General features: G+C 60.4%; 16 protein-coding genes. 2 read left to right on the top strand and 14 right to left on the bottom strand.

The genetic code is table 11. The annotated features are described in order from the left end of the window. Positions 1-107 precede the first annotated feature (107 nt). Positions 108-1,073 (top strand): DUF3592 domain-containing protein, encoded by a 966-nt coding sequence (locus NKI69_RS05205; protein WP_352440178.1) that lies wholly within the window; start codon positions 108-110, stop codon positions 1,071-1,073. Positions 1,074-1,079: 6 nt separating this feature from the next. Here the strand turns inward: NKI69_RS05205 and pqqE are convergent, their stop codons facing one another. The 9 genes from pqqE to NKI69_RS05165 all read right to left on the bottom strand — a co-directional run bounded on the left by pqqE (position 1,080) and on the right by NKI69_RS05165 (position 8,627). Further along, positions 1,080-2,201 carry a pyrroloquinoline quinone biosynthesis protein PqqE gene (pqqE, locus tag NKI69_RS05200; protein ID WP_352720325.1) on the bottom strand — a complete coding sequence of 374 codons (1,122 nt, stop codon included), beginning with the start codon at positions 2,199-2,201 and terminating at the stop codon, positions 1,080-1,082. Next, the gene (pqqD, locus tag NKI69_RS05195; protein WP_128303310.1) at positions 2,198-2,494 is read right to left on the bottom strand and encodes a pyrroloquinoline quinone biosynthesis peptide chaperone PqqD; all 297 of its coding nucleotides are present in this window, start codon (positions 2,492-2,494) and stop codon (positions 2,198-2,200) included. The genes pqqE and pqqD overlap by 4 nt, the downstream gene beginning before the upstream one ends. Next, positions 2,491-3,249, bottom strand: a complete 759-nt coding sequence (gene pqqC / locus NKI69_RS05190; protein WP_352440179.1) for a pyrroloquinoline-quinone synthase PqqC — start codon at positions 3,247-3,249, stop codon at positions 2,491-2,493. Before pqqC ends, pqqD begins: the two co-directional genes overlap by 4 nt. Next, positions 3,246-4,184: a pyrroloquinoline quinone biosynthesis protein PqqB gene (gene pqqB / locus NKI69_RS05185; RefSeq protein ID WP_352720323.1), complete on the bottom strand. Its 939-nt coding sequence runs from the start codon at positions 4,182-4,184 to the stop codon at positions 3,246-3,248. Before pqqB ends, pqqC begins: the two co-directional genes overlap by 4 nt. 153 nt (positions 4,185-4,337) lie before the next feature. Next, positions 4,338-4,433 carry a coenzyme PQQ biosynthesis protein A gene (locus tag NKI69_RS33525; RefSeq protein ID WP_013532074.1) on the bottom strand — a complete coding sequence of 32 codons (96 nt, stop codon included), beginning with the start codon at positions 4,431-4,433 and terminating at the stop codon, positions 4,338-4,340. Positions 4,434-4,599: 166 nt separating this feature from the next. Continuing rightward, complete coding sequence (locus tag NKI69_RS05180) at positions 4,600-5,160, bottom strand: PQQ-dependent catabolism-associated CXXCW motif protein (protein ID WP_352720321.1); 561 nt, start codon at positions 5,158-5,160, stop codon at positions 4,600-4,602. Continuing rightward, on the bottom strand, positions 5,157-6,050 hold the full coding sequence (locus tag NKI69_RS05175) for a quinoprotein dehydrogenase-associated putative ABC transporter substrate-binding protein (RefSeq protein ID WP_031212956.1): 894 nt from the start codon (positions 6,048-6,050) through the stop codon (positions 5,157-5,159). Before NKI69_RS05175 ends, NKI69_RS05180 begins: the two co-directional genes overlap by 4 nt. After that, positions 6,022-6,546 (bottom strand): c-type cytochrome, methanol metabolism-related, encoded by a 525-nt coding sequence (locus tag NKI69_RS05170; protein WP_023810386.1) that lies wholly within the window; start codon positions 6,544-6,546, stop codon positions 6,022-6,024. The genes NKI69_RS05175 and NKI69_RS05170 overlap by 29 nt, the downstream gene beginning before the upstream one ends. A 179-nt stretch (positions 6,547-6,725) precedes the next feature. Beyond that, the gene (locus NKI69_RS05165; RefSeq protein WP_023810387.1) at positions 6,726-8,627 is read right to left on the bottom strand and encodes a methanol/ethanol family PQQ-dependent dehydrogenase; all 1,902 of its coding nucleotides are present in this window, start codon (positions 8,625-8,627) and stop codon (positions 6,726-6,728) included. Between the two features lie 686 nt (positions 8,628-9,313). Here NKI69_RS05165 and NKI69_RS05160 point away from each other — a divergent pair. Further along, on the top strand, positions 9,314-9,667 hold the full coding sequence (locus NKI69_RS05160; RefSeq protein ID WP_023810388.1) for a hypothetical protein: 354 nt from the start codon (positions 9,314-9,316) through the stop codon (positions 9,665-9,667). A 127-nt stretch (positions 9,668-9,794) separates the two neighbouring features. Here the strand turns inward: NKI69_RS05160 and NKI69_RS05155 are convergent, their stop codons facing one another. From NKI69_RS05155 to NKI69_RS05135, 5 genes are all read right to left on the bottom strand, one after another. Beyond that, the gene (locus NKI69_RS05155) at positions 9,795-10,658 is read right to left on the bottom strand and encodes a quinoprotein dehydrogenase-associated SoxYZ-like carrier (RefSeq protein ID WP_023810389.1); all 864 of its coding nucleotides are present in this window, start codon (positions 10,656-10,658) and stop codon (positions 9,795-9,797) included. Positions 10,659-10,776: 118 nt separating this feature from the next. Further along, the gene (locus tag NKI69_RS05150; protein WP_023810390.1) at positions 10,777-11,748 is read right to left on the bottom strand and encodes a quinoprotein relay system zinc metallohydrolase 2; all 972 of its coding nucleotides are present in this window, start codon (positions 11,746-11,748) and stop codon (positions 10,777-10,779) included. Between the two features lie 34 nt (positions 11,749-11,782). Next, positions 11,783-12,523 carry an ABC transporter ATP-binding protein gene (locus tag NKI69_RS05145; protein WP_023810391.1) on the bottom strand — a complete coding sequence of 247 codons (741 nt, stop codon included), beginning with the start codon at positions 12,521-12,523 and terminating at the stop codon, positions 11,783-11,785. Beyond that, positions 12,492-13,316, bottom strand: a complete 825-nt coding sequence (locus NKI69_RS05140; RefSeq protein ID WP_031212962.1) for an ABC transporter permease — start codon at positions 13,314-13,316, stop codon at positions 12,492-12,494. The genes NKI69_RS05145 and NKI69_RS05140 overlap by 32 nt, the downstream gene beginning before the upstream one ends. Beyond that, positions 13,313-14,299, bottom strand: coding sequence for an ABC transporter substrate-binding protein (locus tag NKI69_RS05135; RefSeq protein WP_023810393.1), 987 nt, complete (start codon positions 14,297-14,299; stop codon positions 13,313-13,315). The genes NKI69_RS05140 and NKI69_RS05135 overlap by 4 nt, the downstream gene beginning before the upstream one ends. Between the last annotated feature and the right edge of the window lie 15 nt (positions 14,300-14,314).

Below are 14,314 nucleotides of genomic sequence, written 5' to 3'. Positions count from 1 at the left end.
GCTGTCGCTGTTTGCGCTGCTCAGCCTTTTCAGATTTCGCGAATAAGCAAGACATTGCCGCAGCCTTGCTGTCTATGTGAAGTTCCTGCACTCCTGGGGGAGACGAGTTGGAACTCAAGATCATGCTTGTCGGCTTTGCCTGCGTGGTCGCGGGCGCGCTGTCGTTCATCACCTTCATGAAATGGCGAGAGGTGAAAGCGCTCAGCCGCTGGCTGCCGGCGCCGGGAAAGATCATTTCCTCGCGCGTCGAGGCACGTGAAGTGAGAAACTCGGGCGTTGGCTCGGACAGCAGCGATACCACCGAAATGCGGAATTTTCCGGCGATCACCTTCGAATACAAGGTCGGCGGCAAGAAATTTCAAAGCTCGCGCCACAGCGTGAAGGAGAATTTGGGGAATTTCGAAGTCGCTGAAACCCTTGCCCAGTTTCCCCGCGGCGCGGAGGTGACTGTCTTCTACAATCCGGCCGATCCGAGCAAAGCGGTGATCGAGCGCACACTGCCGGACGGCGCCTTCAAGTTCATGGTCCAACTTTCGGCAGGATTGGTGATCGGGGCGGTTGTGCTGGTGTTTTCCGTCGGCGGTGTTCTGGAAGCGATCGGGCCGCATTTGCCCAAGCCGCAGAATCTCGGTGCCGCGGCGTTGCTGCTTTTTATGGGCTTGTTCATCCTGCGCATGGGTTTTGCCCAGAAATCGTTGGCCGAACAGGCGGCAAAATGGCCGATCGCGGCCGGCCGCATCGAAACCTCAGGCCTGCAGGCGCTCCGAAACCATTCAGGCTATGGTCGCTGGCGCACCGTCTTCAAATCCCGCATCGTCTACTCCTATGGCGTCGCCGGCCAGCGCTACAGCGCCGATCGTGTGACCTTCGGCGCCACCGTGACCGCCTCGCTGCCCGGCCTCGTCGGCGGCCAGGCACGGCAATATGTCGAAGGTAGCAAGGTCGACGTTCACTATGACCCCGTCAACCCCGGCTCAGCGGTGCTCGAATGCCGGGTCCGGGGGCTTGGGCTGCTATGGATCTGCTCGGCAGGCTTTCTCGGCGGCGCCGCCTTTCTGCTCGGGCTGGTATGACACTGGTCAGGCGGATTCGGTCACGGCGCCGATCCGCCGGTAGACGAATGGTTCTTCTCTCGAAGGAATTGTGGCAATGCGCTTGGCTTCGTCGATCAGCATTGCCATGCGAGCATGGATCGGCGATTTCGCGCAAGCCGGGTCCGTTGCGGCGGCATCGCCGGCGATCGCCATCGCCTGGCAGCGGCAGCCGCCCCAGTCGATCTCGCGCCGCTCACAGCCGCGGCACGGCTCCTGCATCCAGTCCGTACCGCGAAAGGCATTGAACCCCGGTGAATCGGCCCAGATCGAGGACAGTCTGCGTGGTTCGAAACGCTCGAAGCTGAGAGACGGGATCGCCTGTGCGGCATGACAGGGCAGTACGGTGCCGTCAGGCGTCACCATGAAGGCGTCACGCGCCCAGCCGCCCATGCACGGCTTGGGATAGATCGCAAAATAGTCCGGCGTCACAAAATCGATGTTGATGATGCCGGCCAACCGCTCCTGTGCCTCCGCGACGATCTCCGCCTGCCTGTCGACCGCTTCACGCTCGGGCATCAGTTGGTCGCGATTGGTCAACGCCCAGCCGGCATACTGCACATTGGCGATCTCGAGCCTCTCCGCGCCCAGCGAAAGGGCGAGATCGATGAATTCCGGCACTTCCTCGATGTTATGGCGATGGATCGGCGCGTTGATGGTAAGAGGCAGACCGGCAGCGCGCGCGCGGCGTGCCGTCTCCAGCTTCTTTTCGTGAGCGCCCTTGTGGTTGCCGATGCGATCGGTGGTCGCCGGCCGCGCACCCTGAAAGCTCAGTTGCAGATGGTCGAGACCGGCTTCGGCAAATGCCTCGATACGGCCCTCGACGATGCCAACGCCCGCGGTAATCAGATTGGTGTAGACGCCGCGCCCCGCAAGCCCGGCGATCAATTGCTCGAGGTCGCGGCGCAGTGTCGGCTCGCCGCCGGACAGATGCACCTGCAGCACTCCGAGATCGGCTGCCTCCGAGAACAGAGCGAGCCAGGTCTCTGTGTCGAGTTCGCGATTGGCCTTCAGCAGTTCGAGCGGATTGGAGCAATAAGGGCATTGCAGCGGGCAGCGATGCGTCAGTTCCGCCAGCATGCCGATTGGAGGGAGGAGGGGCGTGCTCATAGCCTCACCAGCAGCTTGTCCGACCATTCCTGCAGGAAGGCGATGACGTCGGTCGCCACGGCCTCCTGTTCAGCCTCATAATCCGCGGCAAGGCCGGCAATGATGTCACCTGCCGTTGCCCGTCCATCGCAGCGGCGCAATATGTCGAGACTGACATCGTTCGGCCAGAATATCTTTTCCGGTGAAAGCACGGCGAATGCCTGCCGCACGGAATCGTACTGTATGCGCACGTGCTTCGGCAGCGAAGGTACCGACCGCAGCGACACCACGGCTCTTTCGCGCAGCGCCATCATAGGGCTGCCTCAGGCTGGAAGGCGCCGGGCGGTATGTTTCCCTGCTCGCCATAGGCGTGTTGAAGCGCATCAAGCATGGCCCAGAGTATATCGCATTTGAACACCAGTGCATCGATTGCCTGCTGCTGGCGCTCCGCCGTATCGGCGTGGCTGAGCACGTAGGCGAGGGCGAAGTCGGCGTCACGCGAGGCCTGTTCGGGCCGTTGCCTGAAATAGGCCAGCGTATCCTCGGTGATGTAGTCGTATTTGGCCAGCATTGCCGGCACCCGCTCGCCGATGATGAGTGGCGAGAACATCTCGGTCAGCGACGACGCGACCGCCTCGAACAGCGTCCGGTTTGTACAAAAGGAAAGGTAAGCGCCCACCGCGAAGCGCGTCGCCGGCAGCGCCAGCCTTTGGCTCTTCACGGCCTCGGCGTCCAGGCCGAGCGAAGTTGCCAGATGCAGCCAGCGCGCGATGCCGCCGCTCCAGCCGTCCTCGCCGTCATGGTCTTCGATCCGCTTGCGCCAAGCGGCGCGAAACGCCGGATCCTCGGCATGCACGAGGATCATGGCATCCTTGCGCGGGATGACCGCCTGATAGCAATAGCGGTTCAGCGCCCAGGCCTTCATCTCGGCCTTTGACAACGCGCCGCTGGTCATCCTGTGGTGAAAGGGATGGCGATTGTGATAGCGCTCGGCGCCAACCTGCCTCAATACGGCTTCGAGAGCGCTCGTGGAGAGTCCGCCTTTGGCTGCATCGCGGAAGTCGCTCAAAATTCCATCTCCATACCGTCGCTTGCGATTTCCCAGCCTGCCGCCTTGACCGCCGCGTGCTCGGCGGAATTCTCGTCAAGGATGGGATTGGTGTTGTTGATGTGGACGAACACACGGCGGCTAACCTTCACATCGGCCAAGCCGGCGATCGAACCCAATTCTCCCGAGATCGCCAGATGCCCCATGCGCGCGCCGGTTTTCTGACCGACGCCGGCGACGATCATCTCCTCGTCGGTATACACCGTGCCGTCGAACAAAAGACAGGCGGCATCGGCGAGACGCGCGCGTAAGCGCGCATCGATGCGCGCGCAGCCCGGAATATAGAAGACGGAGCCGCGGTTGCCGATGCCGGCGATTCGGACTCCGATCGTATCACCTGCGTCGGAGCTGAAATTGGCATCCGGATGGTCTCTATCCTCCAGATAGAGTGCTATCTTCCCGGGCACCGGAAAGGGCTCGATCATTACGCCGGTCTCGCGGCTTTCTGCATCGCAGATGGCCAATTCTTTCGTCGGTGGCAGGATGCGCCGCGGCACAAGCGCTGGATCGAGAACGTTGAAAATCGAATTCGCCTCCAGCGTCGCCAGAACCTGCGCCGTTGCATAGATGGCGAAAGGCTGCCGTTCGCGCAGGCTGAGCAGTCCGGCGATATGATCGACATCGGCATTGGTCAGCACCACCGCGCGAATAGGCGTCGAGCGCAGCGGCGCATCGCCCGCAGGCTGCAATTCAGGTGTTGCAGCGATTTGCTGGCGAATGTCGGGCGAGGCATTGAAAAGAACCCAGCCGAACCCGTCCGCAGAGGCGGCGACACTTGACTGGGTTCGTGAATGCACGCCGGCCATGCCGGTGCGAGCCGCACGACTCAGACGGTAGTTGCAGTTCCATTGCGGAAAGCCGCCGCCTGCCGCCGATCCGATGATCCTCAAATGCATGAAAATGCCCGCGCGCCGGCTTCTCTGACCTGCAGGCAATTTGCAGTCACAAAAAACGCTTCGCGCGCTTTGCGTGCGTCAAAATCTTTCACGAAAATCCCATGCGGCGAGGGGATGCGCGCCCCTGTCGCCAGGGACGCGCACCTCTGCGGCCTACTTCTTGGGAGTAATTTCAGCAGGCAGATACCGTGAAATTTCGAAGCCAGCGGCAACCTGACACATGGTCGGTTTTTTCCAGTTCTTCTTCATGACATTTCTCCTCTTATACCAGCCCGAAGGGACCGATCCTGTCGTTAGCCAACCATTGCAGGGCACCGACGCAATGGCTCGTCCATCAAGTCTTAAAATGGACAAATGAAACAATAGGTTTTGAAAAATTGAAAACAAACTATCGAGAATAATTGCAGTCCTTACTTCAATTGGTCGTGGCGTAGGGTTTTTTCTCCTCCAGTGGCAGGTTTGCATCTTCCCACCCATCAGCGCCAAGCGGATACCAGATTACTGAACTGTAGCCCCACTCGACGGCGCGTTTCGCCGCATTCCACGACATCCAGCAATTCGTCATGCAGTAGAACAGAATCGCGCGCGACTTGTCCGTCCCGGCCTTGGCCGTGAGGCCTCGGCGAAAATAGCTGGCGGTCTCCTGCGAAATAGCGCCGTATCCCACATTGGCCAGCCATATGCTGCCTGGAATGTCCTTTCTGACCTTGTCCCTCCATATGGTTCCTGCCGGCAAATTGGTCGGTTTGGGCGTGTCCGGCATCACGTCGAAGAAGATCGCCTTTTTCGCTCGCCACAGCGCTTCCGCTTCCACCGTCGTCACCACCCTCGCGCCTTGCAGCGTCCGCGGCACCGGCGCCCGATAGTCGTCCATCCGGAAACCGCTGGGTTCGACGACATCGCCAGCCCATGTCGGCTCGGTCAGACCCAGAAGGCTCGCGGCGACCAGCAAGAAAATAGTCTCCCTTCCATTCATTGGGTAATCAGGTTGTCGTGTTCGTCGATCAGCGGCACGTTGTAGCTCAGCAGGATCCTGGTGATCTCAGCCTGGTTTTCCCTGATCACCCGGTTGAGCGTCCGCTTCCATTCCTGGTCGGACGGACGTACGCCCATGGTGATGCGGTAAGACATGCGCGAGCCGGTTTTTTCCTTCACCAGTGGAACGATCGTCACATCAGCTCCGAGTTCCCTTGCATAGTAACCTGCCATCGGTCCCCACAGCACCGCCGCATCGATCCTGTGTGCCAGCATGTCCTTGATCATGACCTCTCCCATGGATGGGGTGACGCGCGTATCCACCGCAAGCGGATAGATCTTGGCGGTCCGCAGAAGCTTGTTGGCGGCCATGTTGGCGGTTGGCGGCGTGCTTTCAACGACGCCGATCGTCTTGCCCGTGAGTCTGGGATCCTCGATCGTTTCCACACCTTCCATATCGTGGCTTTTTGGATGCACCAGCACATAGGCGGAGCGATAGTAGGCGTTGGTGTTCTGCACCAGCTCATCGCCTTGGGCATAGCCCATGATGATGTCGCATCGGTTGGCCCCCAACGTATTGCGCACGAAGCCGGTGATCGTGGGAAACCAGGTGTAGGAGACGGACTTGCGCCCGGTTTTCGCGGCAACCAGCTCGGCCAGCTTGTTTTCGAAGCCTTCGCCGCTCTTGTCGGTGAAGGGCATATTCGAGGGATCGGCGCAGACGCGCAGAATGTCGGGATCGACCAGTTCTCCCGCCGCGCCAAGACCGGCGCTTTGCGCATGCGCGTTCGACGGCAGCAAGGCGAGTGTGCCGAGGATCGGCAGAACGACGCGCAGCTTCAATGCATCGCGGCCAATCATGTCATCCACCCATGCAGGATGCTTCGGCATCCTTCGCCGCCTGGGCCTTGTCTTCGTGCTTGGGCGGCCGTCCGCGGGGGGCCGCGCCATCTGCGCGCGCGCGCAGGTAGACGTAGAGGTCGTCCATGTAGCAATAGACATTCTTGTTGTCGCCAAAGGCAGGCATGACGTTTTCCTTGCCGCCGCCGACATTCTTGCGGCCTTCGGCGACGATCGAGAGGAATGTGGCGTAATCCATGGTTTTCAGGCTGTTGACCAAAGCCGGCGCATAGCTCGAACCTGTCGCGTCCTGTCCGTGGCAGACATGGCAATCGGAGTGATACCGGCGGTAGCCGCTGAACGTGTACCAATCGACGGTTCCGTTTTCGATCTTGTAGGTCGGATTTCCATCCGCATCCATATACTTGCCGCCTTCTTCCTTTACCGCCTTGGCTTTTTCCATGCTGTCGTCGGCCTGGGCGACGCCTGAGCTTGCCAGAGGCAGCAGAGCCAGGACCAAAGCCGAAATTACAATGCGAACGGACATTCAAACGCTTCCTTCATTTGCCAATGGACACGGTTTTGCTGTCGCGACCGGCATTGATCGGTGTTTTTGGGTGCGTAACCGAATCGAGAGCCCGGACATGGCTTCCGGATGATCCGGGCTCTCGTTCTTCAAGCCTTTGGTCTCACAAGACCCGAGGCGTGCTCAAGGTTCCCGGCGCATCAATCCGGGAGACCGAAGACGGTGAGCTGACCGCCCAGCGTTGTGTAGTCGGCAAGTGCCGCGTAGCCGCCGACGGCACCAAGACCAGCGGTGCCAACGACCGCCGCCTCGTCGCCTTGGGCACGGCCCTGATCGACGGCGCCATGCCAGGCAGCGGCGTTATCAGGCGAAAGCAGGCCGCCTGCCAGGCCGATACCTGCCCAGCCACCGACGCCGGACAGAACGGCGATGTACTGCTTGCCGCCCTGCTCGTAGGTCGTGATGTTGCCGATGATGCCGGACGGGGTCTTGAACTTGTAGAGTTCCTTGCCGTCCTTATCGACCGCCTTGATGTAGCCTTCGAGTGTACCGTAGAAGACGACGTCGCCATCTGTCGCCAACGCACCCGACCACACCGAGAACTGCTCGGGCTTCGACCAGACGATCTCACCCTTGGCCGCATCCCAGGCAATGAAGTTGCCCATGTTGCCGTCGCCGCCAGGTGCGGGATACATCGACACGGTGGCGCCAACATAAGGCTGACCGGCGGTGTAGCTCACCTTGTAAGGCTCATAGTCCATGCAGACATGGTTGGTCGGGACATAGAACAGCCCGGTCTTCGGCGAATAGGCCGCCGGCTGCTGGTCCTTCGTTCCAAGCGCTGCCGGGCAGATGCCCGTCGAGTTGGTGTCTTCGCCGTTCTGCTGGGTCGAATATTTCGCCACGACCTGCGGGCGACCATATTGTTCGCTCTTGGGGTCCATGACGACTTCCGTCGCCCAGTTCACGGCCGGATCGTATTTCTTGGCGACGAGAAGGTCGCCGGTGGCGCGATCCATGGTGTAGGCGAAACCATTGCGATCGAAATGCACCAGCACGTCGTGCTTGGCGCCGTTGACCTCCATGCCATCGACGAGGATCATCTCGTTGATGCCGTCATAGTCCCATTCGTCATGCGGGGTCATCTGGTAGAGCCATTTGGCAACACCGGTATCCGCATCGCGGGCCATGATCGTCATCGACCAGCGATTGTCGCCGGGGCGTTGTACCGGGTTCCACGTCGAGGGATTGCCGGTGCCATAGTAGACCAGGTTCAGCTTGGGATCATAGGAATACCATCCCCATGTCGTGCCGCCGCCTGTCTTCCACTGCTCGCCTTCCCAGGTGTTCGTGCCGGAATCCTTGCCCACCGGCTTGCCGAGATGCGTGGTCTTCTCAGGATCGAGCAGGGTGTCTGCGTCCGGACCTTCCGAATAGGCTTTCCAGGCGAGTTTGCCATCTTTCAGATTGTAGGCGGCCAGCCAGCCGCGAACGCCGAATTCGGCGCCGGATACGCCGATGAGCACCTTGTCCTTGACGACGACGGGAGCAGCCGTGCCGGATTCGCCCTTGCCGCCATCGGTCTGGTCGCCGTTCTTGACCGACCAGACGACCTTGCCGGTCTTCGCGTCGAGGGCGACGACGGTGGTGTCGGCCTGATTGAGAATGATCTTGCCGTCACCATAGGCAACGCCGCGATTGACCGTATCGCAACACATGATCGGAATGACGTTGGGATCCTGCTTGGGTTCGTATTTCCAGAGGATCTTCCCGTCATTCTTGAGATCGAGCGCAAAGACATTGTTCGGGAAAGGCGTGTGAACATACATCACATCGCCGATGATAAGCGGTCCACCCTCGTGGCCTCGTAGCACGCCGGTGGAAAAGGTCCACTTGACCTGCAGGTTCTTCACATTGTCCGCAGTAATCTGGTTGAGTTTGGAATAGCGGGTGTTGGCGTAGTCACCCGTCTGCATTGCCCAGTTCTTCGAATCCGAAGCCAGCTTTGCAAGGTCCTCGTTAGCCGACGCCGTAAAGGCCGCGCCGAGCGACAGAAACGCCGCAGTGGTTAGAATATAGGTAGCTTTCGTAAATACACGCATCCGAATTCCTCCCGAGGTTCATAGTGATGAATCATTTGCTGAGCCCACAAGGGCTTGCCCAAGCGATTCACGGGGGGGAAATATTTCCGGCAGCGTGTCACGACCTAAGCCAGATGTGCAGAGGGCACCGTTACTGCCCACCTCACCTTGGCCTACGAAAGACTGTCGCCGCTCCCTAATGACGGTGACGCCCTTGAAGCCGGAAACAGAGTGAGGCTATGTCATCGCAAAACGCTAGGCAAGCAAAAAAGCCTGGGTGTTTTTTTGCACCGCAATATCGTAAATGATGCGGCGCAATATAAGGAAATAAGTAGGGTAGTATTTGTTAGATGAAGTATTTCTGATTGAGAAATAACGGTGGGCCGGATAAAATTTGATTATTTTTTGAGTTTTACATTTCACCTAAGTGTGGATTTTATTTGGAGGTATTCACTTCGATGTCTCGGCATGGCCATGTACGTGCCCCGTTGGGAAACGATAGTGAGCCAAGCATGAGATGATCGTTGGAGTTGGAGCGTGGACCGGGGCATGGGGCCCCCATGCGGAACCACCGTCGACCAGCACTGCATTCCTCCTTTGGTCGTATACGGAAGCCATGGGCGCTTGACTGACTCTGCGGCACGTTGCCAACTGCCACGGTGATCCCGACTGGGCGCATCACGCCCAGGCCAACCGGAGGTTTTCCCGTGATCAGATATGTTGGATTTTCGACTTTGCCGCTGCTTCTTGCCGCGCCGCTGGCCTTCGCAAACCCGGCGGGCGCCGCGGGAGATTACCCGACAGCAACGATTGCCGATTACGTGCTCGGCTGCATGCAGACGAACGGCCAGACACGTCAGGCGCTGGAAAGCTGTTCCTGCTCGATCGACGTCATCGCCTCGATCCTTCCCTACGACCACTATGAGAGAGCCGAGACTTTCAAGAGCATGTCTTTGACCACAGGGGAAAACGCGGGGCTGTTTCGCGAGAGCGCACCGGCGAAGGCAGCCCGTACCGAATTGAAGCGCGCGCAGTCGGAAGCCGACGTGCGCTGCTTTTAGAACCTGCTCAAATCCGCAAGCCGGATGGAGTTCCATCCTTTGTCTGGACAGTACCTTCCCGAAACAAGCTCCACTTTCGGGGTCAAGCTGGCAAGCACCCGGCAGTCCGGCACAGGATATCGAGACTTCAGAGTCCCGCTGTCTCCAGCGGCCACTGATTGCGAAATGTCTTGCCATCCGTATCGATCGCTTCAACCTGGATTTCGCCGTTGCCGTGCACGGTGAAATCAAATCGGAAATTGGGGTCTTCCGAAATCGATATTCCACCTTCCATGGAGAGGATCGGCTGGCCGGCTTGGGAGATCGACAGTTTCTGGACAAAATGCGCCGGTATGAAATACTGGGTCAGCGGATCCCGCTGCAGCCCCGAATTGTTAGGGTGCCGGATCATCAACTGCAGTTCCTCGGTCTTGGTCATCGTCTCTTTGGGCGGGAACTGGCGCAGCTTCATCTGACCCATCGTCGCGTTGGCCTCGTCCTGGTTCTTGACCGCAGGGGCGGAGCATCCGCCTGACGCCTTGACGAAGGTCTGCGCCATATGGAGTTGGCCGCCCTGCGTCTCAGCGATGGCCCGCAGATAGGAATAGTCGTTGACGCGCACGCGCGTCGACAGATGCGTCACGCCGGCATCCTTGCCGAGCTGGAACGTTGCCGCCACCGGTGCAGGGTTGGCATCGATGATCAAGGTAACGGATTTGATGCCGTCCGGCGCCTTGGCTGGATCGAGATAGATGTCGACGGGCACGATGGCGGCATCCTGCGCCCGCTTCGGCGCTTCGATCCTGACGACGCCGGTATCGACCAGAATTGCCCGATCGCCGAACACGTCGCCCTTCAAATCCTGCCAGATCCTATCCGAGGACGCGGTTGTTTGCTGTGCGCTGGCGGTTCCCGAGGAGCCGAGCAGCGTGCCGATGGCCAAGATGATCGCGACGAAAACGAATGCGAGCGGCAAAGCGAGCTGCCGGCTCGAGTAAGCGTGATTTTGCATTTCGATGCCTCCACCAATGCAAGAGAGGTGGTGCCCAGGCTGGCGTTGAGGATAAGCCTTTGGCGACGCCTTGGCAAATCGCCGTGCCTTACAGCTGCCTGGCGCATGTCGGTGTCGTCTATTCCCATTCGAGTTCGGCAAATGCGGCCGTTGCGTTGCGCTCGTTGTAGTCGTCGAACAGGTGCCAATTATCCCGTTCGCTTTCGCCAGCGGTTTTGACTGCTTCGCGCAGCGGCGTTCCGTCGGCGATCGCCTTGCGGATATCGCGCGCCAGAACCTCGAAATAGCGTCGCTCCCCCGCCAGCGCCTGTGGCCAGTCGGCCGTTACAGGACCATGACCTGGAACGACGCGCGCGGCGTCGATCGCGGTGAGCGCATCCATCTGGCGGAGCCATCCAAGCAGTGATCCGTCGAGCGTCGGCAAGGAGCCCATAAACACGACATCGCCGGCAAAGAGCGTTCTGGTCGCGGGATCGAACACGGTCAGGTCGTTGTCGGTGTGCGCCGCCTTCCATGCCCGCAGTTCGATCATGCGCCCGCCGAGGTCGAGTTGCAGGCGATCGTCGACCAGCATGGTCGGCGACACGATCTCGATCCCCTCCATCAGCGCCTCGCCAAGCTGTTCGCGATAGTTGTGCAGATAGAACGCGCCACGCGCCTCGAGAGCACGCGGCAGATTACGGTGACCGACGATGGTCGCGCCGATCTTCCGGAATGCCGCATTGCCGAAGATATGGTCGGGATGCATGTGGGTGTTGACCAGGAAGCGAACCGGCTTTGCTGTCAGCTTTCCGATCGCGGCGAGAAAGGCGTGCGCCTCGATGAGGCTGCCACCGCTGTCGATGACGGCAACCGCATCGGTGCCGATGACGGCGCCCAGATTGCAGATCGCACCGTCGTTGGCGGCGGTCATCAACTCATCCGCGCCCTGGAAGGCGAAGACGCCGTCGGCGATTTGTCTGACCGAGAACCGAGAACTGCCACCTGCGGCCAGAACGGCTCGTCCGAGGCAGCATGGCAGCAAGGCGGCGCTGGCGGCGGTGCAGGCGAAGCCACTCACAAGCCTGCGTCTTAGCAGATCAACCGACATGAAGGCCTCCGATATGCATTTCGCCTGCTGGCAATCAGGTGACGTCCGGAAATCTATGATGGAACGACCGCAGAAGGTCGCTCATCACCTGCGAATTGCGATGTTGCCGTGGCAGCCGTACGTCGAACACGCCGAGCACATGGGTTGGCCGCGGCGCGAGCACGATGATGCGGTCCGACAGCATCAGTGCCTCGCGTAGATTGTGCGTCACCATCAAGGCGGTCGTTGGCCGTGCCGACCACACGGTCAAAAGCAGATGCCGAAGCCGCTCGGCGGTCTGTTCGTCGAGCGAGACAAAGGGTTCGTCCAGGAAAAGCACCGCCGGCTCGGTGGCGAAAGCCCTGGCAAGTGCTGCCCTGCGCGCAAGGCCGAGCGACAGTTCGGCAGGATAGAGCGAGCGCATGCCGGCGAGGCCGAGCGTGTCGAACAGCCTGTCGAGATTTTTCGCTCTCAAGCTTTTCGGCAACGCCAGCCTGACATTCTGCTCCACCGTTCGCCACGGCAGCAGGGTCGGTTCCTGGAATACGGCGGCGATGCGGTTCGAACCTCCTTGCGGCAACTGGAAGGAGCCGGAAAAGTCTTTGTCCAAGCCAAGCAGGATACGCAGCGTCGTGGTTTTGCCGCAGCCCGACGGTCCCAGCAAGCAGGCGAATTCGCCTTGCCGGACCTCGAAGGAAAGGTCCTGAAGCGCCGTGATCGAGACGCCTCGCGCGGACCTGAAGGTCTTTTCGGCGATGTCGACCTTAAGCGGGACGACGGCGCCAACGGGTTGCATGTCGTTCAACGGGCTGCACCAGGAGAAGTTCAATGACAAGCATCACCGCCACGAAAGCCAGCGTGTAGGCAAGAATGGCGGCGACATCGAAGAGCTGGAAATAGAGATGGATCTGGAAGCCGACACCGTTCGAGCGGCCGAGCAACTCGACGACCAGGACGATCTTCCAGATGAGGGCGATGCCGGATCGCGATGCGGCGGCAAGATAGGGCTGCAATTGCGGCAGCAGGATATGGCGGATGCGTTCAAGGCGGCCGAAGCGATAGACGGTGGCCATTTCGGCGTAACTTGGATCAAGCGCCCTGGCGCCTTCGCGCATCGTCACCACGACATTCGGGATCTTGTTCACCGCCACCGCGCCGATCGCCGCCACCTCGTTGAGGCCGAACCAGATATAGCCGAGGACGATGACCACCAGCGCCGGGATGTTGAGGAACAGGATCACCCACGGGTTGAAAAAACGGTCGACGCGACGATGGCTGCCGAGCAAAACGCCGATGACGGATCCGATGATCATTGCGACGATATATGCCGCGGCGACCCGGCCGAGGGTCACGCCGAGATGGTAAAAAAGGTCGCCGCTCGCAGCCTCCCTGAGAAGCACCTGCCAGACCTGCCCAGGTCCTGGAAAGGCACGGCTTGGCCAGACACTTGCCGCAAGGTTCCATAGCAGGCAAAGCCCGAGCAGGGAGACCGCTACGGTCAGCGCGGGCATGAGTGCCGTCGCCAGATTGCGTCGGCCGGACATGGTCGGCGGGGCATCACGCGCGCCGTCGGTTCCCAATGCGGTCATTTCTCGGGGTCCTGCCAGAACGTGCCGGGCGCCATTTCCGGCGCGCTGCCGACAAGCTTCGCGCCGCCGATCGCCGCAAGCACATGGTATAGCCTCCCGGCGTCGGCCGCTTCCTCGGCGATCGACCGGCTGGGAATGCCCTGGCGGTAGCGATCGCGCAGTTTTTCCAGTTCCTTGCCTTCCGCGCGAATGATCGGCGCCAGGCGCAGCCATTCGTCATCGGATCTGGCCAGCAAGTCCTTGGCTTGCGCGGACGCCCTCACGAAACCCCTGACGGCATCGGGGTTCTCGTTGGCCCATTGGTCATGGAAGACGTAACCGAGCGCCGAAACGGGTCCCAGAGCCCCGAGCGTCTTTGCCGCGTCATTCACGCCGATCAATCGACGGAAGCCATTGGCCTCGAGACGCGCGCAAAAATGCCAGAAATTCAGCACTGCATCGAGTTCGCCCTGTATCGCCTTTTCCGAAATCAGTGGCGGCGCGCCAAAGACGATGTCGCTGGTTGCCGACAGGTCGACGCCGAGATCGCGTCTGGTCAGCGCTTGTATCAGCAGCCAACTCTTGTCGAGCGGGCCGCCGGCGACGCCGATCTTCTTGTCCTTGAGATCGGCGACCGTCCGGATCGGCGAATCCTCCTTCACCATGATCGCACCCACCGCGGTCGAATAGGGGGTCAATGTGAGGTCGCCGCCTTCGGAGCGCTGGCGCGAGACCCACAGCCAGTCGGAGACGATCATATCGATCGCGCCAGCCAGCATCGCGACGTTGGTTGCATCCTCGCCGGCGAAGTCGATGATCTCCAGACCGATCCCGTTCGCGGCATCGAATTTGTGCTGCCTTAGCGTATCGAGTTCCCAACTCACGGTTCCAAACTTCAGCACACCGAGGCGAATCCTGGCTGCCGCAACGCCCGGCCTGGTAGCAAGAACAGCGGCTGTCCCGAGAACCGCCAGACGCAACGTCATGCGCCGTGAAACCATCATGACACCTCCTCCCCA

The organism is Mesorhizobium sp. M0491 (genome assembly GCF_040321265.1).
Lineage (GTDB): Bacteria > Pseudomonadota > Alphaproteobacteria > Rhizobiales > Rhizobiaceae > Mesorhizobium.
This window is presented reverse-complemented; position numbering and strand designations above follow the sequence as displayed.